The sequence below is a fragment of the Bythopirellula superficialaquae genome (genome assembly GCF_059632245.1).
Map to the genome: position 1 here is coordinate 4,222,619 of NZ_CP197426.1, position 26,030 is coordinate 4,248,648.

The window sequence follows — 26,030 nt, forward strand, 5'->3', positions numbered from 1 at the left end:
GTCACCACTGCTGCATAAACGCGTTGCACTTCGGACACTTCGCAAACCACATCGGCACTTTTTCTCCGCATTTGCATTTGATGTGGTGACGGATTACTGACGAGCCCAGCATGCTGCCGCTTGTTTCGGCGGAGGGTTCTTCCGGATCGTCAAAGACGGATGACCCACTCGGTGAGCCGCCATGTTCGAGGCGCACGGCGCGCAAGGCGGCCGTTTTGAGTTGATCCGACGAAGTTGCATCAGGCACGCGAACGACGACTTGCCCGGGGCAAAAAGGACAAACGCCTTTCTTGCCGGCGTATTTATCTTTGACCTTGAATTCGTGCCCGTTGGGGCAAACAACCGAGATCCCCATGTGCATGTCTCCTCACAGGTTCGCCGGAAATATTTCCCGACGCGAGTGTCGCTATTGGCAACCATTGCGTCGCTTGATTGCGGCGCACGGTCTAAATCAACAACTCAACTGAGACAAACCACAGGCCATCGCTCTGTGCAGTGTTCCCTGCACGCGTGCGAGAGTCTGGCACTCTTCTCGTTCTGCGTTCTCAAAAAAATCGCGAACAGGCAACATTCGCGACAATCACGGCAGTCACATCAAAGATAAGATAATGAAAAGATGTTGCCAACAACTTGTATTCTTTCCGCGAAGCAGGCCCGGTGTCAATTGATTCGTCACTAGATTCTTACGAACTCGGCCACGCTCAGCCTGCGGTTTTGGCCTGAGCCGCTGCGTTTTTCGCGGCGTATTGCAGATGGTGTTCTTCGCAAAGCCCCAGCACTTCAATCGCTTTGCGCCCCTTATGTTGCCCCGGCTTGGCAAAATACTTGGGTTTTCCCTCGACCGATACCACCAACGGCTCGGAAATGTCCTTTTCCGTGGCGATGATATCCCCCACACGGAGGTTGATCAGGTCCGCGGTCGAGATTGTCGTTTCGGCAAGCTCGACCACCACCTCCACGGGAGCTTCCGCAATCCGATCACTGATCATTTGGATCGATTCTTGCGTCGGCGGACGCTTGCTGTAGCTCACCCAGCTATTGGAAGTCAGTTTGTTGCTGATTCGCTCAATCGAGTTAAATGGAATGCATAGGTTCACCATTCCACGCGTTTCGCCGACAGTCAGCTCAAAGCTAATCAGCACAACCACTTCATTAGCGGGAATGATCTGCACAAGCTGTGGGTTGCTCTCCACGCGATCAACGGCGAGCTCAAACTTCAGAACATTCTCCCACGTATGCTGCATTTCCGCGAGGAACAAGCTCGTAATCCGCGACACCAGCCGCAGCTCGATCTCGGTCAGCGGCCGCCGCACCGAAGCAGTCGACATCGTGCTGCCGCCCAGCAAGCGGTCGATGATCGGAAATAAGATCGACGGGTTAATGTCGAGAATCAACTGCCCTTCCAACGGCGGCGCATTGATCAGATTGAAGCACGTCGGATTCTCGAGACTGAAAACAAATTCGCTGTAGGTGAGCTGATCAACGCTGGTGAGCTTCACTTCGACGATATTGCGGAGCAACGCCGAGAGCGCCGCACCAAAGTTGCGGCCAAAGCCTTCGTGCATCGTTTGCAAAGCGCGCATTTGCTCTTTGCCGACGCGCTCGGGGCGTTTGAAGTCGTAGACGGTAACCTTTTCTTTCGGCCTGAGCGTCACCGGCGAAGCAGACAACGACTGCAACTCTTCCGGCTCGGCCTCCAAGGCACTCAGCAGGTTCTCGACTTCTGCTTGACTTAATACATCGCCACCCATGTCGCACTCCATTGCGCTCAATGTGTTGTGACTATTTTCTGACCTGTCCCTGTCCGAAAACCACGTATTTGTAACTGGTCAGCTCTTCGATGCCACAAGGCCCGCGAGCATGAAATTTGTCGGTGCTGATCCCGATTTCGGCACCCAGACCAAATTCCCCGCCATCATTGAAGCGGGTACTCGCATTGACCATCACCGCAGCGCTGTCGACGGCCGCCGTGAATTTCTGCGCGGCTAGCAAATCGTTCGTCACGATTGTATCCGTGTGCCCTGAACCATAACGGTTAATATGTGTGATTGCCGCATCGACTGATTCCACGACGCGAGCCGAGATAATCGCGGCCAAAAATTCCGTCGCATAATCTTCTTCACTTGCTGGGACGGCGAAATCGACAAGTTCGCATGTCCGTTCGTCACCGCGAATTTCGACTTTGTGCTTAGCCAACGCCGCTGCGGCCAATGGCAAAAACTCACCGGCAATGTCGGCATGCACCAGCAGCGACTCAGCGGCATTGCAAACCCCCAGCCGATGGCACTTGGAGTTAATCAAGATATCAACAGCCATATCCAAATCCGCCGCGGCGTCGACGTAGACATGACAGTTGCCATGAAAATGCTTGATCACCGGCATCTGGGCTTCCGCCACGACGCGGCGAATCAATCCCTCGCCACCGCGCGGGATCGCCACGTCGATATATTCGGGAAGCTGCAAGAAATGCCCCACCGCGGCGCGGTCGGTTGTTTCCACCAACTGCACGGCATCGTGCGGCACACCCTTTTCACGAGCCGCCATCTTCATCAAATCAACAATCGCTTGGCTGGAGTGGATGGCTTCTTTGCCGCCACGCAAAATCACAGCGTTGCCACCTTTAACACAAATCGCTGCGGCGTCGGCGGTCACGTTGGGGCGTGATTCGTAAATAAAGAACACCACCCCCAACGGCACACGAACCTTGTTGATCACCAGCCCATTGGGCCGCACCGTGGAGTGCATCACTTCGCCAATAGGGTCCGGCAACATGGCGACATCGCACAGCGCCGAAGCAATTCCCTCGATCCGCTCGGGGGTGAGCCGCAAGCGGTCCATCTCCGCAGCGGTCAAACCATAGCCAGGAGCCGCCGCGAGATCGCGTTCGTTGGCTTCTTGAATCGTATCGCTGTTCTCACGTAGCAGTTCCGCCGACCGCTTCAGCCAAGCGATCTTTGTCTCGCCAGAGAGCTGCGCGAGTTGGGCCGAGGCTTGCTTGGCTCGTCGCGCAACCTGAGTGCAATACTCGGCAAGATCGCCGGTCGCGACTTCGGATTGTTCGATGGTAGCCATGACGTTTTGCCTTGCCCAACAGTGTCCAATGAGCAGACACTATCTCCGTAAGTATCGTTCATGGCCCAGGATGGGTCAACGTCGATGGGTTTGCTAGCTCCAAGGCATTGCCATCGATTCCACCGGTCGCGGCGAATGCCAGCAAGGCCTCGCGAACGGGCCGCACGTCGTGAACGCGAATCACTTGGACACCCTGTCGGGCCAGCGACAAGGCACTTCCGACCGTGGCGGCCGAGCGATCCTGTTCCGCATCGCCGATCACCTTGGCCAAGAAACCTTTCCGCGAATGCCCCACCAGCAGCGGGCAGCCCAATTCATGAAACTGCCAGCAATTGGCCATCAGCGTCAAATTGTGCTGGTGCGTTTTGCCAAAGCCAACTCCCGGATCAAGGCAAATGCGTTCCGGTGAAATCCCGGCAGTCAGCAAGGCATCGCGCCGTGCCGCCAGATAACCACGGATGTCACGAACCACCTCGTTGTAGCGCGGATCGTCCTGCATCGTCTGCGGCGTTCCTTGCATATGCATCGCGCAGATGCCAACTTCTGATTTCGCCGCCAAAGGCAGCATCGCCGGATTGCCTTCCAGTCCGGTCACGTCATTGATAATTTCAGCACCTGCCGCGATTGCTGCTTCGGCAACCACGGCTTTGCTGGTATCGATCGAAATTGGCACGCTGACCGCTGCGGCGAGAGCCTCGATCACCGGCACCACGCGGCGGAGTTCTTCGTCGATGCTCACCGGCTCGGCATAAGGCCGTGTGCTTTCCCCGCCGATGTCGAGAATGTCCGCCCCATCGGCCACCAACGCCAGCGCATGCTCAACGGCAACTTGCGGGTCAAAAAATTTCCCGCCATCCGAAAAGCTGTCGGGCGTGACGTTCACGATCCCCATCAGCAAAGGCAAATGCCCAAACTCAAGCGTACGGGATTGCAACTGCCAACGCGTGGCACGCTGGGGGTATCGCTCAGCAAGAGAAGACTCGAATTTCATCCCTTGAGCTTAACATGCAAAGCCAGTGCTTGCACCGCATAAGACTTTCTAGCCAACACTACCAAGGCTCTTCCATCGTCGAAACAATCTGCTGCGCGAGCCGCTCGATCGCTTGCTGCTGAGATACCGCGACCGACTGGCCACCTTCAGGAATCAACTGGGCCGTCTGACTCACCGGCAGCAGTTCCGGGGGCAAAATGACCGTGGACGGCAAACGCAACGGCTCGCGGCGGCGATTGAGCCACGAAATTTCGGCGAACATCCCCATCTCGTTCACGCGGGGATCGTCGTTCTTGTTTTCGACGGTCACACGCTTGGTGTCGGCGATGAGCCTGGCCGAAAGAATGCTATCCGCATCTGGGGTGCCCACGACTTTGAATGGCGTTTTGAGTTCGACTTCCTTGACGACCGCTTCGGTCAGCCGTTCGCCCAAATCCCGGCGGAAACTGTCCGACTCGATCATCGGCACGTAGACGGTTTGCACGTCGGGGGCATACAGCGATTCGCTCCCCATCCGGTACGAAGCACAGCCCCCGCACAGAACCACGGCGAGCAAGCTCAGCACGACACGCTTAGCGATAGACGGTGTTGCCATCGGCTTGCACACCTTCGGTTTGCGGTCGCGTGGCGATTCCCACTTCCGGCTGTGGCTCGAGCGGTGACGCCTGCTCAAGCATTGGCACCTGCTGTAGCATTTTGCGCTCCGCATTCTCAGGCCACATTTTCAAAAACCAACCAACTTGAGTCGTCGGATGATCGGGCAAACTGAGAATCTGATCATATCGCTCGCGGGCCTGTGTTCCCAGCGACGAGGTCGGATACTCACGGGCAATCTTGGCGTAGTAGTATTTCGCGCTGCCATAGTGCTCGGTTTCGTCGTAATACTTGGCCACCACATAATCGCGTTCAGCCAAGGCTTCGTTCAACTGAGCCAGCTGCGTGTTCAAGCGTTCGCTTTCCTCGGCCGAAAGCTCCACGCCAAATTGCTGCTTGATTTGCTTGACAAGTTTCTTGGCTTCTTCAAGCGGCGTGCCGTCGTAGTTCGGGCCCTGATACTTGCGAATCTTGCTTTGCAGTCCCAACAAGTGAGCCTCAAACTGATGCTCACTCTGCGGGTACTCCGTTCGCAGCAAGTTGTAGTGATAATCCGCGTCGCTGTAGCGTCCCCTCAAGAAATACGAATTCGCCGTCGCCATGATCGCATCGTCGGCTAGCGGCCCAGTGGGATCTTTCAAACGAATATTTTCGTACGTCTTGATGGCATAGCCCAAAGTGTCGAACCAGGGCCGCGTGTCGTCGAAGGCGTTCGGCGTCATGACCCAATGAGGATCGTACTCATGATGCTTTTCCCAATAGCGCGCGATATCGAACTGCCGCCGCACAACTTTGTCGAGATGCTGCGAGTTGGGATACTTTTCCAAGAGGTCTCCATATTGGGAAACGGCCTTGGAATATTCGTTGGCGTAAAAATAACTTTCCGCCAGATAGAACATTGCATCTTGTTCAATGTCGGAATCCGGATCGCGGTCTACGGCTTCGTCGAAGGCTTCCGCGGCATCGGCATACTTTTCTTGCCGGAATAATTCTTCGCCCTTAGCAAAGGCTGCGCGTGCGGCAGTGGCGTCGGGCCCCATGCCGAAGGTCGTTTTCACTTCGTCCATGGTTTCGGTCATAGCGACGTCGTTGAGCAAGCCCCCGGCCCCTTTGGGCTTCACGACTTTGGCGACTTTCGCCTGAATGGGCCGGCCTTCCTGATCGAAATAGCCTTCCTGGCCAGCCACGCGAAAACCTTCGCCCGGCACGAACTCAGCTTTTTTCTTGTGCTTTTTCCACCACGCCTTGGTGCCCACCTCTTTGGGATCGCCCCCGCCGGTGGTCGGCAACTGCCAACTCGTGGGATTAAGGTCCATGCTCGCGCAGCCTCCTAGAAGGAGCGTGGCGATGGTCCACAGTATCGCGATCTGCTTGCCTGGCTTACTGAGCATGCTGCAGCGTGTGTAGGTGAAACGGCATTCCAACCACGCAACCAGTGCGCAGTCGGAGAACAAGTGACGCGGAACCGTACAGGCCAAAGGGGAACGCGGTCAAGGGCGTTTGCGTGCGCTGCTAGCAACAGCCAATTCACCGTAATAAGTTTGTTCGCCGCGACGCGCCGCGAAGCGCTCCAGTGCCTGCACCCACCACACCCTAAGCGCTTTCGCGCTGGTCGTCGGTCAGCCGCTCGATGCGCACGCGTTCGACGCGGCGTTTTGAGGCTTCGAGCACGCGGATTTGCACTTGCTCCTGCCATGTGAGCGATTCGCCAGAGACCGGCACGCGGCCAAGTTCCGAAAAGACAAACCCACCGATCGTCGTGTAGTCACTATCCTCAGGAAGCTCAATGCCCAAGCGTTCATTAATCTCGTCGATGCGCGTTTTTCCGAGCGCTTCGCAGATGTTGTCGTCGATCATGTGGATTGCCTCGACGACTTCCTCATCGTATTCATCGACGATCTCGCCGACGATTTCCTCGAGCACGTCTTCGATGGTGACTAGCCCTGCAACACCGCCGTATTCATCGAGGACGACCGCGATATGAGTCCGCATTTTTTGGAACATCTGCAGCAGATCGTGTACTGGCTTGGTTTCGGGCACAAACACCGGCTTACGCAGCAGTTCTCGAATCGGCGTCCGCAATTCTCCGTCGCTAGTTGCCAACTCGGGGAGCAAATCCTTGGTGTACAGGATGCCGATGATGTCGTCGCGGTTCTTTTCGTACACAGGAATCCGCGTGTGGCCCGACTCGATCGCCGCGGCAATCAGGGCATCCCACTCCAGCCCGATCGAAAGCATGTGCATGTCGGTCCGTGGAGTCATCACGTCCGCCACATCGGCCTCGCCGAGGTCGATCACCCCTTCGATCATTTCCCGGGCTTCTTCTTCGAGCAAACCTTCTCGGTGCCCTTCGCTGACGATCGTGCGGATTTCTTCCTCGATCCGTTCATCATCTTCGTCGTGTTGCTCGCGGCCCGCTATGCGGTGGAACAGCACATCCAAGAAATGTGCCCCCCAACCCAGCGGCGTCGTCAGCACGGCCAGCCCCCGCCACACCGGCCAAGTGCGAGACAGAAACTCTTCGGAGAACACACGCGCGATCGCGCGGCTGATCCAAACGATGCCGATGATCAGGACCAATGCACACACCGCACCCGTGGCGAGCAGCGTGCTCCAATCTTCGTTGTCCGCCAACTCCCAACGCATATCAACCCAGGCGGTGATAATCACCACCGCAAACGCAGCGAGCAGCACGGTCAGTATTTCAGCACCCAGCCCCACGTGTTCGTGATCTTGCAAGACTTGCGAAAAACGATCCGGGTTGCCACGACGCCGGCAGATTTCTTCTAAATCGTGCCGAGAAAAGTCTCGCAACGACCGCGCACCGAGATTGGCCACTATCGCAGCTGCGAGCGTTACCAAACCTGTTATGAGCAATGCCGACAACGTCACGATGACGAATCCTTTCCGAGAGCATCCTGCCAACGTGACTGGTCAGATGGCAATGCGATTCCCAACTGTTTCAAATAGTGTGCCTCGGCCGCATACATTTCTCGCTGATCGGCCGGTTCGTGATCGTCATAGCCCACCAAATGCAGCGTGCCATGAATCACGTAGAGCAACAATTCGTCCAGCGGCGACCAACCTGCTTCCTGGGCTTCCCGGACCGCCGTGTCGGAGCTGACGATCAATTCCCCTTCGACGTTTCGTGATGAATCTTCCAAGACAAAGCTTAATACGTCGGTGGGATAATCGTGCTGGAGATACTGCACATTGAGCGCGTGGATCGTAGGATCATCAACCACCGCGATGCTCACCATGGCTTGGGAATAATCCGTGTCGGCCAGAATGGCTTCCACCGCGGCAACTAATCGCGCTTCGTCGATGGCCAATGTCGCTTGTTCGTTGGCGACAAGAATTCGGTAAGCCCGTTTCACAGGGTCCGATTCGCTAGGCATAGCGGAAGACGTGGGTGGGGGAACTTTGTCCAAACGGTGTTCGTGCATGTCGTTCACGAGGTGGGGGAACAAACGCTACGCCGTTTCTTGCTCGGGGTACTTAACGCGGCCATGATACACGGCGGTGAGCGATTTTACCAAACTTTCGCCAACTTTGCGCACCTCTTCCAAAGTCAGCCCACTTTCGTCGAATTGGCCGTCCAAAAGCCGCTTCATCGCCAAATCTTCGACGATTCCTTCGATGCGCGAAGGCGTTGGCTCCTTGAGTGCCCGACTGGCACTCTCCACCGCATCGGCCAGCATCAGCACGCCGGCTTCTTTCGACTGCGGTTTCGGACCGGGATAGCGGAACGAGCTTTCATCCACTTCGGCGCTGTCGGGATCTTGGTTGCGCTTCTCGTTGGCTTGGCGATAGAAATACTCGACAAGTGTCGTCCCGTGATGTTGTTGAATGAAGTCGATTATCGACTCAGGAAGTTTATTCTGGCGCGCGAGGTCGGCCCCGTCTTTCACGTGGGCAATGATCACCAGCGTGCTCATCGCGGGGACCAGCGAATCATGGCGGTTCTGGCCGGGGGTTTGATTTTCGATAAAGTAACCCGGCTTGAGCATTTTGCCGATGTCGTGGAAGTAAGCCCCCACGCGCACCAACAAACCACGGGCACCGATGGATTCCGCCGCGGCCTCGGCGAGCGACGCCACGGTGATCGAATGGTTGTAAGTTCCGGGTGCTCGGCGAATCAATTCTTGCAGCAGCGGATGAGCCGGATCGCCCAATTCAATGAGGCTCAAATCGGTCTGCACGTTGAACACACGTTCCACCGCAGGCAGAAGTACCGTCATCAACGAACCGGCAATCACCGACCACAGCGCCAGTGTGAGCCCGTTGATCCACAATTGCATGTGAGGTTGGCCGTAGAGCGTGCCGACGCCGACCGTCGTAAAGAGCGCCACGACGCCCGCGACGGCACCTACCGACAAAAGCTTGCCACGGGTGCGCACCTGCTTCAGAACCAGAATCGCTCCCGCAACCGTCGCCAGCAACACGAGTGATTGCTGCATATCAAGCCCGATGGCTACGGTAATCACCAGATTGACGCTGGCCGCGACAATCAGTGCCATCTCTTGTTGGTAGGCGATGGCCACCGTCATTCCCAACAACAACAGCGGAATGACCTCGGTGCCCCACAAGTAATGGCTCACCAGATCGGCAAGCAACACCGTAACGCAGCATAACGTGACCAGCGAGACAAAGCGGAAAAGATCATTCAGGGCGCGCGGTTCGCGTGCATAGATGTAAAATCCACAAAGTGTGTACAGGGCGAGATACATCCCCAAAATCGCCAGAGCACGCCGCACTTTCACGCCGAAGCCGCGCTCGGCGAGTCGCGAATCGTGTTCGAGTTTCAGGAGTTTCAGCGTGTCGGCATCAATTGCCACGCCCCCCTTGGCGAGCGTGTTTTCGCCCGTGCGAAATGGTTTGGTCACTTCGGCCACCGCCGCGGCTGCTGCATCCTGTGCTTTGAGTGTCGCGGCAAGATTTAATTTCAGCGTCGGCACCAACTTCAGTCGCAACCATGCAAACACTTGCTGCGCTAGTTCTACCGAAGAAAGCTTCTCGTTGAGAGATTGCTGCAATTTAGCACTGGCATTCTTGATCAACACGTCGGGAACATCTCGCCCCGCTTCCGCAGAGAAGCCTTCCCCTTCGCGGGTGCGAACGAAGATTTTCTCCAAGTTGCCATCGTGTTCTTTAGGCAGTTCTTCCAACAGGCCCCATTCTTCAAGTGGAGCCATCGACTCGGCAACCTTGGTGTTGAAAGCATCCAGAGCCGTCTCCGTGGCGAGCGATTCTTTCAACCGTTTGAATTGCTCAGCGCGCTCTTCGTCGGTGGGATCAGGAGTTCCCTCCGCCAGCGGCGGTTGAAACTGCTGCCAGAGTTCGGGATCAACGTCTTCCCACGTTTCGGCCGTTAGAAGTTTGCCGATTTCAAGCCTTAATTGAGCACGCAGCTGTTCGAGAGGCGCGGGGTCTTGGTCGTACACGGCAACTGTCAAACGGCGGGCCAAGGTGCGAGCTTCCGCTGTCGCGGCTTGGTCAGGTTGCTCGAAATCGACGCTTGCTACGATGTTCCGCTCAGGAACTTCGTTGAGACGATAACGGAACGGCGGATCCCAACCTCGCGTGAAGATCAGCATCAAAATCGCGGCTAGGGCGCAAATGGCCAACCGCAGCAATATGGAACCTCGCTGTAGTTGCCCCCACAAATTGCCCAACAGTCCGGGTGGCAATTCGACGACAGCCACGCGTTGCTGTCGAGTTCGTTTTTGAGGGATATTGGCCATAACAAAATAACTCACCACCCCAGCGCAGTTTTACCGCAGGGGTGAGTCGCTGAAACCTCAGCGTTTCTTTTTCGAGCTCTCCTCATACGCGCGGACAATATCCTGCACGATCCGGTGGCGGACGATATCTTCGGTCGAAAGATGAATCTTGGCAAAGCCTTCGATATCTCGCAGGCGCGACAACGCATCGATCAATCCGCTCTTGGTGTGCGGGGGCAAGTCGATTTGCGTCGTGTCGCCCGACACAACAATTTGAGACCCTTCGCCCATCCGCGTCAAAAACATTTTCATTTGTGCGACGGTCGTGTTTTGGGCCTCGTCCATGATGATGAAAGCGTTATTGAGCGTTCGGCCACGCATGTAGGCGAGCGGCACGACTTCGATGACGTCCTCATCCATATATCGCTGGACCTGATCGCGGTCGATCATGTCACCCAGCGCATCCAGCAGTGGTCGCAGATAAGGATTGATCTTTGCCTGCAAGTCGCCAGGAAGAAAGCCGAGGCTTTCGCCCGCTTCGACCGCAGGGCGCACCAGCACCAACTTCCGCACCCGGTGAGCCCTAAGTGCTTCCACGGCGGTGGCCACGGCCAAATACGTTTTGCCCGTACCAGCGGGACCCGTACAGAACACCAACGCGTTTTCGCGGATGGTGCGCAAGTAGTCGGCTTGTCCGCGGGTGCGGGGGTGAATGAGTTTACCGCCACGGACGCTGATCGGTTCAGCGCGTGGCATTTTTTCACCCGTCGTGACGCGTCGGATAACTTGCTGCACTTGATCGTTATCAAGCGGCAAGTCGCGCGCGAGCAATGTGCGCAATTCTTCCAACACGCTCGTGGCCTGTATCACGGCGTGTTCGTCGCCATGGATATAGATTTTGCCGTCACGCGTCGAGATATGCGCGGGAATTGCTTCGCGTATCTGTTTAAGATGCTGATCCTTCGTCCCCAGGATGAGTACCAGACTCTCTGGATCACCTACCGAGATGCTTGCTTCAATCATGCAGAGAGGGGCGCGTGGTAAGCGTCCGTATTGCTATAAGTAGTCATCGCCGGGTCTCCGTCCTTCGGCGCCGCAACGAGCGATGTCACTTAATAAATATACTCAATCCCTGCCAGCAACGACCACCCAATCGCCCCCTGCCGGGCCTAAATAGTGACTGGCTAACGGTTTGTAGGGATTCTGCCACAGAACCGGTCGGCGGCGGACTCAACCACAATTGGCATTCTTGGAACTTATCGCTCGCCTGAAACCCCTCTCGTGCGATGTCATTAAACGCTGACAACTCCCAGTATCCACAAAAGATAAGCCATCGGCGCGGCCAGCAGCAGCGAGTCGAGCAAATCCAACACGCCGCCAAAACCGGGAAGCCACGTGCTGGAATCTTTCATCCCCGCATCACGTTTAAGCAGCGATTCGGTCAAGTCGCCGATCATACCGGCGATGCTCACACAAACGCCGTAGACGATCGCTCCTCCTATCCATGGCAGCCACGCACGCTCGCTAGGCAAACCCATCAGACGAGCAAACGGGCCCAACATTAGAAACGCCATGGCGGTGCCCAAGGCTAAGCCGCTGGCTGCTCCTTCCCACGTCTTGCCGGGACTAATGACAGGAGCCAACTTGAGCTTCCCCCATTTCTTTCCGCCAAAGTATGCGCCGATATCGGTGAATTTTACCACGGCGATCATCGAAAAGAGCGCAACCATTCCGCCGTGAAAACGCTCGCCGTTGATGGGGAGCAAACGGAGTTGCACCAAAAATCCCAACAAGCCGCCAATATAAACCACGGCCAACGTGGCGAGTGCAAGTTGGGTGATTGTTTTGCCAGGAGCCGTATAACGCCACATCTCGGCAATGACATTCACAATAAACCCAGCGGCAATGGCCAATCCTAAACAGCCAAGTCGACCGACGGTGGTGTTGCCGATGTCCTCAGACCAACTCAACGGCAAACTCGCGCCGATAAGCGTCACCAATGTTGCCACATGAGTGGCCAAGCGGTGAGGTTCATGTCCCACGGCTCGAAACATGACGAGCAGTTCCTCTGTGGCGAACACGCACACCACGGCAGCCAAGGGAAATAAATACATACCGGGCCGAGGACCATGCACATCGAGCCAGCAAAGCCCCAATAACAAAGCCACCAAGGCCGTTCCGATAATGAGTCGCCAGCGAAGCACTTAAGACTTTGCCCCCAGAGCCGAATTGCGTCTTGTCAACAGAAATGCGATGGGCAGCAGCAGAACGATACTGCTTGGCTCGGGCACGGCCGTCACGGCAATCGAGGGGCTCTCGTATCCCGCTTGCCAATCAGCTAAGTCGCCGGAACTGAATGGAACGGGTGATTCGCCCCGCTGCCAAGCCAAGAAGTCTCTTCCGTTAACCACGCCGTCGGCGTTGAAATCGCCCGGCACGCTGAAGAAATCGGCAGCCGAACCGACCATCACACTGCTCACCGTGTAGTTCGCCTCAAATAAGCTGGTGAACTGCAAGTCGGTGATCGTGGGGTTGAAGCCAGTGCCGCCGTCGGCGGAGAGCATCCACTGGAAATCCGGATCGGTAAAGTTGCCTACGGTCGAGCCGGTGGCAAATAGCGACGCCTGCAGCTGGTTGGCGTCGGTGCCGTTGCCAGAGATTTTTGCCACAAACAAGAATGTCTCATTCGCAGCGAAGCCGTCCGCCGTCACATCTTCGCCAAGTGCGTCCGTCTGACTGCGAATGCCGAAGTCGGTCTGCTGACCGAAGAACGCGAAATCATACGCTGCTTGGCCGGCGGCGGTTTGGAGTTCCAATGTGAGGGTGCGATTCGGCGACGCCAACTGGGCAGCGGTCAGCCCTGCCGTGTCCTGCCGTACGAGAAACGTGAGGTAGGTTTCCTCGTTTTCGGCAAGGTTGATTGGTGTTGCCAGCGTCGTCGTCATCTTGCGGGCCGCGGTATTGAGCCCGTCAAACGCCTCCGCGCTGTTCTGCTGACGAATCGTGACAGCCGTTGTACTGAACTTTTCCGCGCCTGCGCCATCGGCGACAAACGAAAGATAGCCGGGATCACGCTGCTTGAAGTTGCCCGTCTCGACGAGTTGGTTGGCCACGTTCCGCTCCGCCTGCCAGCGCCCATTGAGGCCCATCGTGGTGCCCAGTTTCTCGAACGTACCCGTGTAAGGGAGCCGGTCCGGAATGGCCACGCCAAGCGTCGTAAACCGTGTGGCCAGCCAATCGGCGTCAGCCTGATTGACAAAGCCGTTGCCGTCCCGGTCGCCCTTCTCCCAGTTCCCCCGCATATAAAACGCCTCCATACGTGCCGGCGTGTTCGTGCCGGTCCAGCCGGGCACGCTCCCCATATTGTCCGCCAGGGCGTTCGCGTCGGCCGCGTCGACCTTGCCATTAAGATCCAAATCCGGGATACCTTGCTTAAACATGGCGTAGTGGTGCGCCACCCGATGCAGGCTCATCGGCCCCACTGCGTCGTAGTGCAAAGTCCAGAACATCACCCCTGGCTGGCCGCGATCGAGCGCGAGTTGAACATTGTCGCGCACCATGTATCGGCTGTTAATTGTCCACGTGCCAGTGTGCGTGCCGTTGAAATCGGTTAGGGTGCCCGTGTACGACGTGGCGTCGGCGGGTAGGTTGGGATTTGCCGCCACGATCGCCTTGAGGCTTTTGGTCGCCGGACCGTCCGTGCCCCATGTGCCGATGCCGATGACAATCTGCTCGTCGGTGAACGCCTTCTCGACCCCCTGCCCCGTGAGATTCATCTTCCCATTTGCAAAACCCGCCTGTGACGACGCAGCGTAGTGATAGGCCATCATCATGATCTGGTCGTACACCCGCGCATCGAACAGCGACGAGTCATCCCACCTCGCATCAGTAGACCCATAATCGTCGACGGAAATCTCGACGCGATGCTCCTGCCCCGGCGGATTGAGCGCCGTCCCAAGTTCTCTGGCAAACTGGGTATAGTTGCCCCATTTCGTAGCGGTGTTGGGACGTTCCCAGTCGAGGTTGACCCCCGCTAGTCCCCATTGATCGACGATCGTCTTGACGTTGTTCACAAACGTCGCGCGAATGGAAGCATTGCCGGTGATCGTCGTCCAAACCGAATCGACGCTGCCGCCATTGGTGTCGAACATGTCCATCATCAACCGAAAGCCATACTGCTCGGAATCGGTCTTCAACTTGCCAAGATTGGCGTCCGTCCGACTGTGCTTAAACAGCGTGCCATCGGCCCTGGGGTGGTAGCCGGCATGATAGATCACGTCCGAAACGTGATTGTAAACGCCGTCGCCGGCGAACGTGTTGATCTGCGACGTCTCGGTCCAGTACGGCACGAAGCTCCAAATGCGAAAGTCCGCCGCGTCCCACGCCGAGACGGAGCTTTCCTGGGCACGGGTGACTGTCGACGACGCGATCAGCGCAGTCAACAACACTAATGCGACAGCAGGCAGGCGGAGTATCTCGCGACGACGAATGCGCATGATCTAAAGTGCCTTTCGATGTTCCTGTGGTCCTGGCTTGTCCCGAATGTAGCCTTAAGATACCTCGGATATCTTAATCTCAAACGACGCTCTGGTACAGCAAAACGGTGCGTATCGGCTTGTCGTTTCGTTTATCTCTCGGGGGAGAGCCGCGCGCCAGACTGGCTAGTAAGGTGTTTGAATTGCCGGCCAAAGCACTCTGCGGAATCACCAGGCATTGCCAAAAAAATTCCTTACATAAGCCCGCCGAATTTGCGATTTCTTTGGGCAAAATCTGCGATCGCTTCGTGAAGCGTTGTTTCCTCGAATTCAGGCCAACACTTTTCGGTGACCCAAATCTCGGCATAGCTTATTTGCCACAACAAAAAATTGCTGATCCGCATCTCGCCCGCGGTGCGAATCAGAAGATCGGGATCATCCGACCCCGCCGTGTACAGGTGGTCGGCGATGATGGATTCATTGACCTGTTCAGGCGAGAGTTCACCCGCCACGATTTCGCGGCCGATCGCCTGCATCGCATCGACCAGTTCGGCGCGGCTGCCATAGTTGATCGCCAAATTGAGCCACATCCCATCGTTCTGGCGGCTCATGGCGACAGTCTGATCGAGTTCTTTAAGAACTTGCTCGGGGATGTTCGTCCGCCTGCCGACCATCCGCACCCGCAGATTGTTCTCCATGATCGTTGTGCGTTCTTCGATCATGTATTGCTCGAGCAAGTGCATCAAAAAATCGATCTCTTGCTGCGGGCGTTTCCAATTCTCGCTCGATAGGCAATAGAGCGTGAGCTGTTCCAATTTCAGTCGGGCGCATTCCTCGGTCGTTTTGCGCACGGAGTCGACGCCCCGGCGATGCCCATCGATCCGCGGCAAATTCTGACGCTGAGCCCAGCGACCATTGCCGTCCATAATGATGGCGATGTGCCGCGGCCAACGGTCACGGGGAATATGAGCAAGCAACTCGGGGATATGCTCCGCCATCATGAACATCCGAGATCAGTGGGTGGCGGTGAGGGAACGGCTATTGAGCACGGGGATCGTCTGGGCGCGATCAGGACCAACGGAAACCATTTCCACGGGGACTCCAATCAACTCGCCGATACGATCCAAATAATCGCGTGCCGCAGCTGGCAGTTCGTCGAGCGAACGGACCCCCGTAATATCTTCCTGCCAACCTGGTAGCGTTTCGTAAATCGGTTTCACTTTACGAATATCATCGACGTGACTGGGGAAGGTCGACGTACGCTTGCCGTCGATTTCATAGGCCGTGCAGATTTTGAGTTCTTCCAGCCCGCTCAACACATCAAGCAGCATCACACAAATCGAATCCACGCCGCTCAGCCGCGAGGTGTAACGCAAGGCCACGGTATCGAGCCATCCGCACCGGCGGGGACGGCGAGTCACGGTGCCGTATTCATTGCCCTGATCGCGGATGCGCTGGCCGATTTCGTTGTCCTGTTCCGTCGGGAACGGTCCACCGCCAACGCGAGTGCTGTAGGCCTTAACGATGCCGATCACTTTGTCGATGTATTTTCCCGGTACGCCGGAACCGTTGGAGATTCCGACGCCCGAGCTATTGCTGCTCGTCACGAACGGATAAGTCCCATGATCAACGTCGAGCAATGCCCCTTGGGCCCCTTCAAACAAAATGCGTTTGCCATTTTCAGCGGCGGAGAGCAAATACTCTGTGGTGTCCGCCACATACGGTCGCAACCGTTCGGCAAAGGCGTGATATTGCTCGTAGATTTCCGCGGCGTTGAGCTCCTGAAATTCCTCGGCGGGTAACATCGCTTTGAGCAGACGATTTTTCTCGGCGGTGATGAATGTGACCTGCTCGCGGAATGTGTCGCGATACATATCACCCAGTCGAATTGCGAACGAACGGCCCACCTTATCACGATAACAAGGCCCGATGCCGCGACCGGTCGTGCCAATGTTCTCGCCATCGGACGTGTTGCGATCCATCGAGCGGTCTTCGGCGAAGTGCCAAGGGAAGATCACATGCGCGCGGTCGCTGAGCTTGAGATTGTCGTAGTCTTCGACGTTCCGCGAGCCGAGCTCATCGAGTTCTTCAATCGCTTTAGCGGGATTGATGACCACGCCCCCGGCAATCACGCAGGTCACGCCCGCGGTCAGCACGCCGCTGGGGAGCAGCGACAATTTGTAGACTTCGCCGCCGACGACAACGGTGTGCCCGGCGTTCGCGCCCCCTTGATAGCGTACGACAATGTCGTGGTCGCGGGTCAACAGGTCGACGATCTTTCCTTTGGCTTCGTCGCCCCATTGCAAACCAATAACACATGTCCCAGGCACGTCATCTCCTCCGCGGCAACGGGGCGCAGCGCACTTGCGTACTCTTTCCCCAGGTCTACGATAAACAAACGACCCAATTGTAACGAACCTCAAGCCCTACCGACACGGGGTGCATCGAAATCGAGATTATGGACTACCTCTATCTAACAATCGAGATTCTGCTGCTACTCTTTGCCATGGGTTTTGGCTGGTTGCTGACGCTGCTGGCTTTGCCGGGGATTTGGCTGATGGTTGGCGCGGCGGCTTTGTATGCCTGGCTGGGTCCGCAAACAGGTGTTACGAACATGACCTGGAATACCGTCATCGCGATGCTAATTTTGGCGATCATCGGCGAAATTGCTGAATTCTTGGCCGGTGTAATCGGAGCCAGTCGGGCGGGAGGTAGCCGCCGCGCGGCAGTTTATTCGTTGATGGGGTCACTGATTGGCGCCATCGGTGGCGCGAGCGCCGGCATTCCGATCCCCGTGATCGGTTCAGCCATCGGGGCGGTCGTGGGTGGTGCTCTGGGAGCGTTTGGAGGCGCAGCCTACGCGGAACACTCATTGGGCATGGAAGTCCAACAATCGATGAAAGTTGGCCAAGCCGCCTTCTGGGGACGCCTGTTGGGCACTGGAGCGAAAACCGTGTTCGCTTCGATCATCGCCGTCATGGCCATCGTCGCCATCTGCGCGTAAGCGATTTCTTCCCGCGCAGATTCTGCTTTGCGTTTGCGGCCAGACCCTTTAGACTGGTCCTGACTCAGCCCCAAAGTTTCATAGGTGCCGCGTATGTCCGAACCGCGTAAACCCCTACCGCTCCATACCAAGATTCTGTTGGGGCTTGTTATCGGGACGACGTTGGGACTTACGGCCAAAGCTCTCGCCATCCCTCCGGAAGACGCCGCGGGAGTGGAACCCGGCTTTCGTACTTGGCTCGGTGAGAATCTCACGTTCATCGCCACGCAGATTGCCGAACCCATCGGCAAAATCTTTTTGCGGCTCATCATGATGATGGTCATCCCGCTGGTGGTGTCGGCGCTTGCGCTCGGTGTATTGGAATTGGGCGACGTCGGTAAGCTGGGATTAGTTGGGCTCAAAACGCTCTTTTACACGCTAATTCTCTCGGGCTGCGCGGTCGCGATTGGCATTGGGCTGGTGAATCGTTGGCAACCCGGCAACACGCTTTCCGAAGAACAGCGAGAAATATTAGCAGAGCGCTACAACGCCAAGGCCGCCGAATCGATGGCCAAAAGCAAAGCGACCAAGGGGCTGAAAGATACGCTCTTGGACATGATCCCCGAGAATCCCCTGCAAGAAGCCGTGGGGGCGCTCGACGGTACCTCCAAGGGAAATGGCATGATTGCCGTGATGTTCTTCGCGCTCATTCTGGGGGGAGCGCTCTCGGTTTCCGGTGAGCGAACTAAAACGCTGGTCAGCTTGCTCGAAGGATTCTTCGATGTTTCGATGACCGTCATCGGTTGGGCGATGAAGATTGCGCCCTACGGCGTCGCATGTTTGTTGTTCACCATCACCTCGCAGGTGGGCTACGACATTCTTAAAACACTCGGATGGTTCGTGGCGACGGCTCTTTCAGCGATGGCCATTCAAATGCTCGTGGTCTATCCCCTGATGATCCGCTTTGTTGCCAACCGCAACCCTTGGCAGTTCTACAAAGATATTAGCGATGCTCTTGTCACCGGCTTTGCTACGTCAAGTTCCAATGCAACGCTCCCCACTGCGTTACGAGTCGCCGACGAAAAGCTGTGGCTCCCTAACGAGATTTCACAATTCGTGCTTACGATCGGTGCCACAGGTAACCAAAACGGCACGGCGCTTTACGAAGGGGTCGTCGTGCTGTTTCTCGCGCAGGTGTTTGGAGTCGATCTCACGATTTCGCAACAAGCGACCGTGGTGCTGATGTCGATGCTCGCCGGCGTCGGCACGGCAGGCGTACCCGGCAGTTCGATTCCCTTGATCGTACTGGTGCTGCAATCCGTAGGAGTGCCAGGGGAAGGAATCGGCATTATCCTCGGCATCGACCGCATCCTCGATATGTGCCGCACGGTGCTCAATGTGGGCGGCGATCTTGTCCTCGCGGCGTGCGTGGCGCGGAAATCGACCTAGAGCATTACCCCGTCGGCCACTGCCGGCAATATTCGTACAGTGCCATCGCCGTGGCCGTCGCGACGTTGTAGCTATAGGGCAACCCCCACACGGGAATCTCCACCACATCATCCAGCAGTGCCAACACATCGTCGGTGAGTCCGGTACGCTCATTGCCAATTACCAGCGCGGTCTGGCGATGGAACTGATAGTGGTGCATGTCGACCGAGTCGGTCGTTTGTTCGAGCCCCACCAAATGATATCCGTTTTCCTTGAGTCCTTTCAGCACGGGAGGCAACGTGCGGTGAGTCACAATCCGAATCGTGTCGGCGCCATCCCGCGCGATACTGCGTTCGAGTTTGGCGGGTCCCGTGCAAATGATCTCAGTGAGTCCACAGCAACTGGCCGCCCGGGCAATCCGCGAGAGATTGATGTTGCTCCGCATGGGAGCGCAAACGAGCAACAATTGCCGAGGTTCGACCAAATCGCGCGGGGGCTTGTGGCGTTGATGCTCGAACAAGTTGGTTATTCTCCTTTGAGGATTCGCACGCAAAGATTAAGCTGAAAGAAAGCCCGCCCACTCGTTCCGCTTTGAGAAGAGTTTCCCGCCTGCATGCCCACCAACCGCCGCACATTGATCGCTTGGATACTGCTCTTGGGCGCGGGGGCGGGCATCGCTTGGTCGTTCTGGGGAAGCGACCTACCGCCGGCTGATTTTACCTTTATCAACCCGAGCGAAGTCAAGAGTGTCGATCCCTCGTTGATCACCGGCCAGCCCGAGGGCCGCATCGCGATGGCGATCCACGAAGGTTTGCTCCGTTATCATCCGGAAACGCTCGAACCGATTCCCGCCATTGCGAAAAGCTGGGAAATTTCCGACGACGGGCTCGTTTATACGCTTCACCTGCGCGATAACGCCAAGTGGTCCAATGGGGATCCGATCACGGCCAAAGACTTTTACTACTCCTGGCGAAGACTGCTCGATCCCCGCACGGCTGCTGAATACGGCTATCAAGCGTGGTACCTCAAGAACGCGAAGCGTTACAGCATCGGTGGCAGCGGAATCGAACCGGGCGATCCGGTAGAAATCGAGCTGAATCTTCCCACCGACGCCATCAACACGTTGCGGGGGGAAGTCCTACACGGCAAGTTGGTTCGCATTGAGGAACGCGGCGAAGACGAACGGACCTACATCGTCGAGCGCGATGGCAAAGAAATCGCCTATTGCCCCACTGATGACAAAACAGCCGCCACCGAAAAGCCACCCAACAATTGCCACTGGTGCCGGCAAGTGATCTTGGACTTTCGTGAAGTCGGCATTGAAGTTGTCGACGATCACACGCTGAGGCTCACGCTCACGCATCCCACGCCCTACTTCCTAAGCCTGTTGGCGTTTTATCCCTTCAGCATCGTCAATCAAAAATGCGTGGAGACGTTTGGCTCGCCCCAATGGACGGCGGAAGAAAATATTGTCTCGGCAGGCCCATATAAGATCGACTTTCGCCGCATTCGCGACCGCATTCGGCTTTCCAAGAACGAGCATCACTGGGACCGCGACAATGTGAAGCTCAACACGGTCGACGTGCTGGCCGTGGAATCGCTGACCACGGGGCTGAACTTGTTCATGACGGATGAGGCTGATTGGATCACCGAAGTCCCACCGCCCGCGATGCGGGTGTTGCTCAAGGAAGAGCCGCCACGCGACGATGTCAACCCGTACCCTTTTCTGTTGAGTTACTTCTTCTATTTCAACACGACCCGCAAGCCGCTCGACGATGTGCGAGTTCGCAAAGCGTTGTCGCTGGCACTCAACCGCGAAGAGATCACAAAGCGGTTGCTGCCCGCCGGTGAGTTTCCGAGCTACAGCCTCGTGCCGCCGGAGATTCCAGGCTACGTCGAACAAAAGTGCGCGCCAGAAGACGCGGATGAAGCCCGCCGATTGCTCGCGGAAGCCGGTTATCCCGAAGGACGCGGCTTTCCGCGGATCGATATTCTGTACAACACGCACGAATCGCATCAGGCCGTGGCCGAGCTGATGCGTAAACAATGGCAGCGCGAACTGGGAATCTCGGTTCGCACGCGCAACGAGGAATGGATGTCGTATCTCTCCAGCTTGCAGCAAATGCAATACAACATCGGCCGTCGAGGTTGGATCGCCGACTATAATGATCCCAACACGTTCATCGATATGTTTATCTCCGACGGCGAGCAAAATACCACTGGCTGGAAAAATGAGAAGTACGATCAGCTGGTGAAGGACGCCAGCATGGAACTCGATCCCGACAAGCGTTTCCGCATGTTGGAGGAAGCCGAGCGAATCATTATGGACGAGCTACCCATCCTGCCAATCTATACGTCCGTCTCCAAAAACATGGTCAAACCGCACGTTCGCGGTTTCTATAACAACGTCCGCGACGAGCATCCGATTTGGGCCATGTCGATCGACCCCGACCTCAAGGGCCCCAATGAATTCATGAAAGGTGAGAAGTGATCTCTTTCATGCTCCGCCGGTTGCTTTGGATGGCCGTCACGCTGTGGATCGTCTTTACGATTTCATTTTTTCTCATGCGGGTCGTGCCTGGCGGACCATTTGACCGCGAACGCGCACTTGAGCCCGAGATCAAAAAGAACATCGAAAAACGCTACAATCTCGACAAACCACTCTACCAACAGTATCTAATTGAATTGGGCAATGTGACACGGGGCGACTTGGGCTACAGTTTTCGCATCAGCGATTACACCGTCAACGAAGTGATCGCTGAAGGTCTGCCAATCTCGGTGGCACTCGGCAGCCTAGCACTCATCTTCGCGACAACATTAGGACTCTTTGCAGGCGTAACTTCCGCCGTGTTTCGCGGGACATGGACGGACGCTGGTTTGATGCTTGTGGCCACGCTGGGGATCGCGCTCCCCAATTTTGTGATTGCCGGCATCAGTATCATTTTGTTTGTGTTTCTAATTCCCATTTTCCCAGCCGCCGGTTGGGGCGATTTCAATCAGCTTTTGCTCCCTGCATTTTGCTTGGGAGCCCCTTACGCGGCTTACGTCGCCCGCATTGCGAGGACGAGCATGCTCGACGTGCTTTCCCAGGACCACATCCGCACGGCTAAGGCTAAGGGAGTGGGCCCCGTCCGCGTGGTCATTGTCCACGGACTGCGCGGCGCGCTGCTCCCTGTTGTGTCGTTCCTCGGGCCGGCAGTCGCGGGAATCCTTACCGGATCGTTGGTGGTCGAACAAATCTTTGCGATTCCGGGTCTCGGTTCGCACTTCGTTCGAGCCGCTTTGGATCGCGATTACACATTGGCCATGGGGTTGGTGCTGCTCTATACCGTGCTGCTCTACGTCATGAACTGGATTGTCGACCTTTCGTATGCGGTGCTCGATCCGCGGGTGGAGTTGCAATAGCCGCATGTCGAGCGACATTATCAAAACAATCGAAACGCCAGCCCAGCCGATTCAAACCGAGCCCATCCAAGCCGCAGCAGGCATGTCGCTCTCGCAGGATGCCTGGCGACGGCTGCGTAAGAACCATGTCGCCATGGTCTCGCTGGCCGTACTGGTCATGATTTGCGTTTTCGCATTCATCACACCGCTCTTGCCACTCCAGGCCCCCGACCAAGCGCAAACTAGCTTGCAGTATGCCGAGCCGTTGTTGTCGCCATTTTGGCTACACACGTTTGAACTCGACACAAAGGCGATTGCCAAAACACCTGACATTGTAAATAAGCTCCAGTCGGAATTGGTTGAACTTGAACAAAATTTCGCCGCTGCTCGTGATAAGTCCGATGAAGAATACCACGCGACACGGGAAGCCTTGCGCCGCAAGGAAGCCGAGATCCAAGACACAATCCAAGCCCCTTACCGCAAACTGGGATTTCCCAATCTCGGCATTGTGAGCCGCTGGATGGTTCGCACGCGCTATGCCATCTTCGGCAACCGCAGCGTCAATTCGCTCTGCGGTCGCGACGTGTTGGGCCGCGATAGCCTTTCGCGCGTTTTTTGGGGATCGCGGATTTCCTTGCTGGTGGGGCTCGTGGCGACGATCGTGTCACTGGTCATTGGCGTCACCTACGGGGCCGTATCCGGTTATTTTGGTGGTTGGGTCGACGACGCGATGATGCGGTTCGTTGACGTGCTGTATTCGGTTCCCTTTATTTTCGTCGTGATCTTTCTGCTCACGATTTTGGGCGAAGAACGTGTCGCCGATGAGTTGGCCTATTGGGGCATCAATCGCATCACGGTCTTCTACCTTGTCGTGGGGGCCATCTATTGGCTCACCATGGCTCGAGTGGTACGCGGACAAGTGATGTCGCTCAAGCACGAACTGTTCGTCGAAGCGGCCCGTTCACTTGGGGCCAGCCAATTCCGCATTATCTTCTGGCACTTGCTGCCCAACCTGCTGAGCGTCGTGCTGGTTTATCTCACACTCACCATTCCCCGCGTGATGTTGTTTGAAGCCTTCTTGTCGTTCCTTGGCTTGGGCGTGGAACCACCCGACGTGTCGTGGGGGTTGCTTGCCAACGAAGGGATCAAAGTCATCACTCCCGTAAAAATCTATTGGTGGCTGATTCTCTTCCCCAGCATGGCGTTGGGCACAACCTTGCTCGCACTCAATTTCCTGGGCGACGGGGTGCGCGACGCGCTCGATCCCCGCTTGCGGGATGCGTAATAGCGGGCTGTTAATCTGGGCAATTCCAAATCCCGCGAATTCCCGTCTTTCCAAGAGACCCTTTGACGCACGGCCCCAATTCGCTACATTAACGTCCATACATCTGACCGCACTCTTTCATTGAGCCGTTTCGAATTTTATCAGTTCGAAACGGCTCTTTATTTTGCTGCGTTACTTTTGATCCCTTGGCTAGTAGCGCTCAGCGCCAGCATCTGCGGCAGGATTGCTCGCAGCGCGCGGGCTCGGTGACTGAGTGCCGCCTTTACGTATGGGCCGAGATCGCCGAAGGTTTGGTGATACTCGCGAATCTCAAAGAGTGGGTCATAACCAAAGCCGTTACTCCCGGAGGCCGACGTGCGAATCACTCCGCGGCATTCGCCCCCGCTTTCAGCGCGGATCGTCCCCGCCGGATCGGCTAGCGCCACGTGGCAGTAGTAACGGGCCCCCCGCTTTTCCCAGGGGACGTTTGCCAGTTCCTCTAACAGCTTGGCGTTGTTATCAGCATCGATCCCCGTGCCGGCATAGCGAGCCGAATAAATCCCAGGGCCACCGTTGAGCGCATCGACTTCGAGGCCACTGTCGTCGGCTAAGACCCATTGCTGGAGATGCTGCGCTTGTTGAGAGGCTTTGAGCCGCGCGTTCGCGCCGAAAGAATCGCCGTTTTCCACAACGTCGAGCGGATTCGCAAAATCCTTGAGCGTGCGAATCTCAAAACCGTACGGCTCAAGCAGTTCCGCCAGCTCTTGGGCTTTATGGGAGTTCGACGTGCCGATGACAAGTTGGTGCGCAGCATTGTTCATGCTTCGCGTTATAACGAGTCGGCCGCCAAGTCGCCAGCCGCTCGCCGCTTAGCGAATCGAACACTTAGTTCCTGGCGTAAGTCGAACTGATCGATTTTCTTGGCACGTAAACTGGTTCGGGGATAATGTCGAACGGCAATCCGACAAAACGCTTGGGATGCAATCCGGCAAAGGCTTGCCCGCGCTGGGCAAACAAATTGCTAAAACGCTGCTTTTGGAGTTCTTCCAGTTGTTTATCTTGCGTCGCAGGTTTCTCGAAAATATTGTTCGGCGTCGCGGCACCAAAGGTATTCACAATGGTTTGAGCCTCACTTCCGGCCAGAGCCACCCGACCATCTTCAAACTGCTGCCCGTCATCAAAAGAACCGACCGTCACATAACTTTCATGTCGATCGTGAAATTCGTAAGCCTCCCAACCTTTTTGACGCAAGGCCGCGGCCATGAGGTGAGCATTCTTGGCAGCTTCGACCAAGGGGTCTTTTTCCTTAGCGGCTCGTGTCTTGTTGTTTGGCTGTTCGTCTTGATTTGTTTGAAACATAACCCGGCCACGGAAGGTGGCGACACGAATCGAATACTTGCCGGGACACTTCATCAACGAATATTCTAAACCTTCGTTCCATTTGGCTATTTCGCTATCGACGCCTTGCGGAACAAAATACTCTTTGGGCAGAATCGGATTACGCGTTAAGAAAGCATGACCCATCGGCCCGCGTTTTTTATCGGGATTGACCCGTTCGCGAACCAGATTTTGAAACTCGCGAATCCCTGCCAAACTTTGCGTATTCTCCTCGCCCTGCTCGACTTTCAAAGATTCTGGAGTGATTTGCTTGATTTGCTTCAACAGCTTTTGGGCTTCAGCATCATCAATCGCAGGAAATTCACCCACCATCACGGCGTGTTCCACAACGCTGTTGCCACGATTGTATCGCTTCTTTATCGGCGAGCCATCTCCATCAATACCGCGGCCCGGATTGCTCTCCTCCATCTCAAATGTCATAGCGTAGTAGTAAGCTGGTAGTCGAAATTTACTTCGCAATTCCAACACCAACTCACGCGCCTGGGCTTCCCCTTCTTCGCCTGTAAACGAAGTGGCCATCACCAGCCAAGGACCGTTGGTTTCGCCGAGGTTGTATTCCTGATTGGGGTCGGCAGCGACCGCCTTCCGCGGCATAAGTTGCTCCCACACCGGTGGCGCAGCCAAAGCCATCGAAGTCGTGAACAGGGTGGTCGTCAGCGCTAAAACAAATTGCGTATATCGCATGGATCGGAGACTCCTCGAAAGGCGAGAAACACTC

General features: G+C 56.4%; 22 protein-coding genes. 5 read left to right on the plus strand and 17 right to left on the minus strand.

Annotation, left to right across the window (positions count from 1 at the left end):
* Position 1: 1 nt before the first annotated feature.
* From SH678x_RS17445 to SH678x_RS17510, 14 genes are all read right to left on the minus strand, one after another.
* Positions 2 to 355, minus strand: coding sequence for a hypothetical protein (locus SH678x_RS17445; RefSeq protein WP_496919730.1), 354 nt, complete (start codon positions 353 to 355; stop codon positions 2 to 4).
* A gap of 346 nt (positions 356 to 701) precedes the next feature.
* Positions 702 to 1,751, minus strand: coding sequence for a flagellar motor switch protein FliM (gene fliM / locus SH678x_RS17450; RefSeq protein ID WP_496919731.1), 1,050 nt, complete (start codon positions 1,749 to 1,751; stop codon positions 702 to 704).
* 31 nt (positions 1,752 to 1,782) lie between these two features.
* Positions 1,783 to 3,072: a glutamate-5-semialdehyde dehydrogenase gene (locus SH678x_RS17455; RefSeq protein WP_496919732.1), complete on the minus strand. Its 1,290-nt coding sequence runs from the start codon at positions 3,070 to 3,072 to the stop codon at positions 1,783 to 1,785.
* 58 nt (positions 3,073 to 3,130) lie between these two features.
* Positions 3,131 to 4,063, minus strand: coding sequence for a dihydropteroate synthase (gene folP / locus SH678x_RS17460; RefSeq protein ID WP_496919733.1), 933 nt, complete (start codon positions 4,061 to 4,063; stop codon positions 3,131 to 3,133).
* A gap of 58 nt (positions 4,064 to 4,121) precedes the next feature.
* Positions 4,122 to 4,658, minus strand: coding sequence for an LPS assembly lipoprotein LptE (gene lptE, locus SH678x_RS17465; RefSeq protein ID WP_496919734.1), 537 nt, complete (start codon positions 4,656 to 4,658; stop codon positions 4,122 to 4,124).
* On the minus strand, positions 4,636 to 6,048 hold the full coding sequence (gene bamD, locus SH678x_RS17470; protein WP_496919735.1) for an outer membrane protein assembly factor BamD: 1,413 nt from the start codon (positions 6,046 to 6,048) through the stop codon (positions 4,636 to 4,638). Before bamD ends, lptE begins: the two co-directional genes overlap by 23 nt.
* Before the next feature lie 202 nt (positions 6,049 to 6,250).
* A complete protein-coding gene (locus tag SH678x_RS17475; protein ID WP_496919736.1) occupies positions 6,251 to 7,549 on the minus strand; it encodes a hemolysin family protein in 1,299 nt (432 codons plus the stop codon).
* Positions 7,546 to 8,034, minus strand: a complete 489-nt coding sequence (gene ybeY, locus SH678x_RS17480; RefSeq protein ID WP_496919737.1) for an rRNA maturation RNase YbeY — start codon at positions 8,032 to 8,034, stop codon at positions 7,546 to 7,548. The genes SH678x_RS17475 and ybeY overlap by 4 nt, the downstream gene beginning before the upstream one ends.
* A 96-nt stretch (positions 8,035 to 8,130) precedes the next feature.
* Positions 8,131 to 10,401, minus strand: a complete 2,271-nt coding sequence (locus SH678x_RS17485) for an HD family phosphohydrolase (RefSeq protein ID WP_496919738.1) — start codon at positions 10,399 to 10,401, stop codon at positions 8,131 to 8,133.
* Between the two features lie 57 nt (positions 10,402 to 10,458).
* Positions 10,459 to 11,403 (minus strand): PhoH family protein, encoded by a 945-nt coding sequence (locus tag SH678x_RS17490; protein WP_496919739.1) that lies wholly within the window; start codon positions 11,401 to 11,403, stop codon positions 10,459 to 10,461.
* A gap of 269 nt (positions 11,404 to 11,672) precedes the next feature.
* A complete protein-coding gene (locus SH678x_RS17495) occupies positions 11,673 to 12,584 on the minus strand; it encodes a phosphatidate cytidylyltransferase (RefSeq protein WP_496919740.1) in 912 nt (303 codons plus the stop codon).
* Positions 12,585 to 14,876: a glycoside hydrolase family 18 protein gene (locus SH678x_RS17500; RefSeq protein ID WP_496919741.1), complete on the minus strand. Its 2,292-nt coding sequence runs from the start codon at positions 14,874 to 14,876 to the stop codon at positions 12,585 to 12,587.
* 233 nt (positions 14,877 to 15,109) lie between these two features.
* Positions 15,110 to 15,856: an undecaprenyl pyrophosphate synthase gene (gene uppS / locus SH678x_RS17505; protein ID WP_496919742.1), complete on the minus strand. Its 747-nt coding sequence runs from the start codon at positions 15,854 to 15,856 to the stop codon at positions 15,110 to 15,112.
* A 12-nt stretch (positions 15,857 to 15,868) separates the two neighbouring features.
* Positions 15,869 to 17,185 carry an adenylosuccinate synthase gene (locus tag SH678x_RS17510; RefSeq protein ID WP_496919743.1) on the minus strand — a complete coding sequence of 439 codons (1,317 nt, stop codon included), beginning with the start codon at positions 17,183 to 17,185 and terminating at the stop codon, positions 15,869 to 15,871.
* Between the two features lie 128 nt (positions 17,186 to 17,313).
* Here SH678x_RS17510 and SH678x_RS17515 point away from each other — a divergent pair, with 128 nt between their 5' ends.
* Both SH678x_RS17515 and SH678x_RS17520 read left to right on the plus strand, forming a co-directional pair.
* Entirely contained in the window at positions 17,314 to 17,859 is a 546-nt protein-coding gene (locus SH678x_RS17515) for a DUF456 family protein (protein ID WP_496919744.1), read from the plus strand.
* A gap of 93 nt (positions 17,860 to 17,952) precedes the next feature.
* Entirely contained in the window at positions 17,953 to 19,287 is a 1,335-nt protein-coding gene (locus SH678x_RS17520) for a dicarboxylate/amino acid:cation symporter (RefSeq protein ID WP_496919745.1), read from the plus strand.
* 4 nt (positions 19,288 to 19,291) lie between these two features.
* Here the strand turns inward: SH678x_RS17520 and SH678x_RS17525 are convergent, their stop codons facing one another.
* Positions 19,292 to 19,786 (minus strand): TrmH family RNA methyltransferase, encoded by a 495-nt coding sequence (locus tag SH678x_RS17525; RefSeq protein ID WP_496919746.1) that lies wholly within the window; start codon positions 19,784 to 19,786, stop codon positions 19,292 to 19,294.
* Positions 19,787 to 19,879: 93 nt separating this feature from the next.
* On the opposite strand from SH678x_RS17525, the gene SH678x_RS17530 reads away from it, so the two are divergent.
* Genes SH678x_RS17530 through SH678x_RS17540 form a run of 3 tightly spaced genes read left to right on the plus strand, consistent with a single transcriptional unit; the run spans position 19,880 to position 23,935 of the window.
* Positions 19,880 to 21,757 carry a peptide ABC transporter substrate-binding protein gene (locus SH678x_RS17530; protein ID WP_496919747.1) on the plus strand — a complete coding sequence of 626 codons (1,878 nt, stop codon included), beginning with the start codon at positions 19,880 to 19,882 and terminating at the stop codon, positions 21,755 to 21,757.
* An 8-nt stretch (positions 21,758 to 21,765) separates the two neighbouring features.
* On the plus strand, positions 21,766 to 22,671 hold the full coding sequence (locus SH678x_RS17535) for an ABC transporter permease (protein WP_496919748.1): 906 nt from the start codon (positions 21,766 to 21,768) through the stop codon (positions 22,669 to 22,671).
* Positions 22,672 to 22,675: 4 nt separating this feature from the next.
* Positions 22,676 to 23,935 (plus strand): ABC transporter permease, encoded by a 1,260-nt coding sequence (locus SH678x_RS17540; protein ID WP_496919749.1) that lies wholly within the window; start codon positions 22,676 to 22,678, stop codon positions 23,933 to 23,935.
* A gap of 158 nt (positions 23,936 to 24,093) precedes the next feature.
* Here SH678x_RS17540 and rdgB read toward each other — a convergent pair whose 3' ends face one another.
* Together rdgB and SH678x_RS17550 are read right to left on the minus strand one after the other, a co-directional pair.
* Positions 24,094 to 24,735 carry an RdgB/HAM1 family non-canonical purine NTP pyrophosphatase gene (gene rdgB, locus SH678x_RS17545; RefSeq protein WP_496919750.1) on the minus strand — a complete coding sequence of 214 codons (642 nt, stop codon included), beginning with the start codon at positions 24,733 to 24,735 and terminating at the stop codon, positions 24,094 to 24,096.
* A gap of 64 nt (positions 24,736 to 24,799) precedes the next feature.
* A complete protein-coding gene (locus SH678x_RS17550) occupies positions 24,800 to 25,996 on the minus strand; it encodes a hypothetical protein (RefSeq protein ID WP_496919751.1) in 1,197 nt (398 codons plus the stop codon).
* Positions 25,997 to 26,030 lie beyond the last annotated feature (34 nt).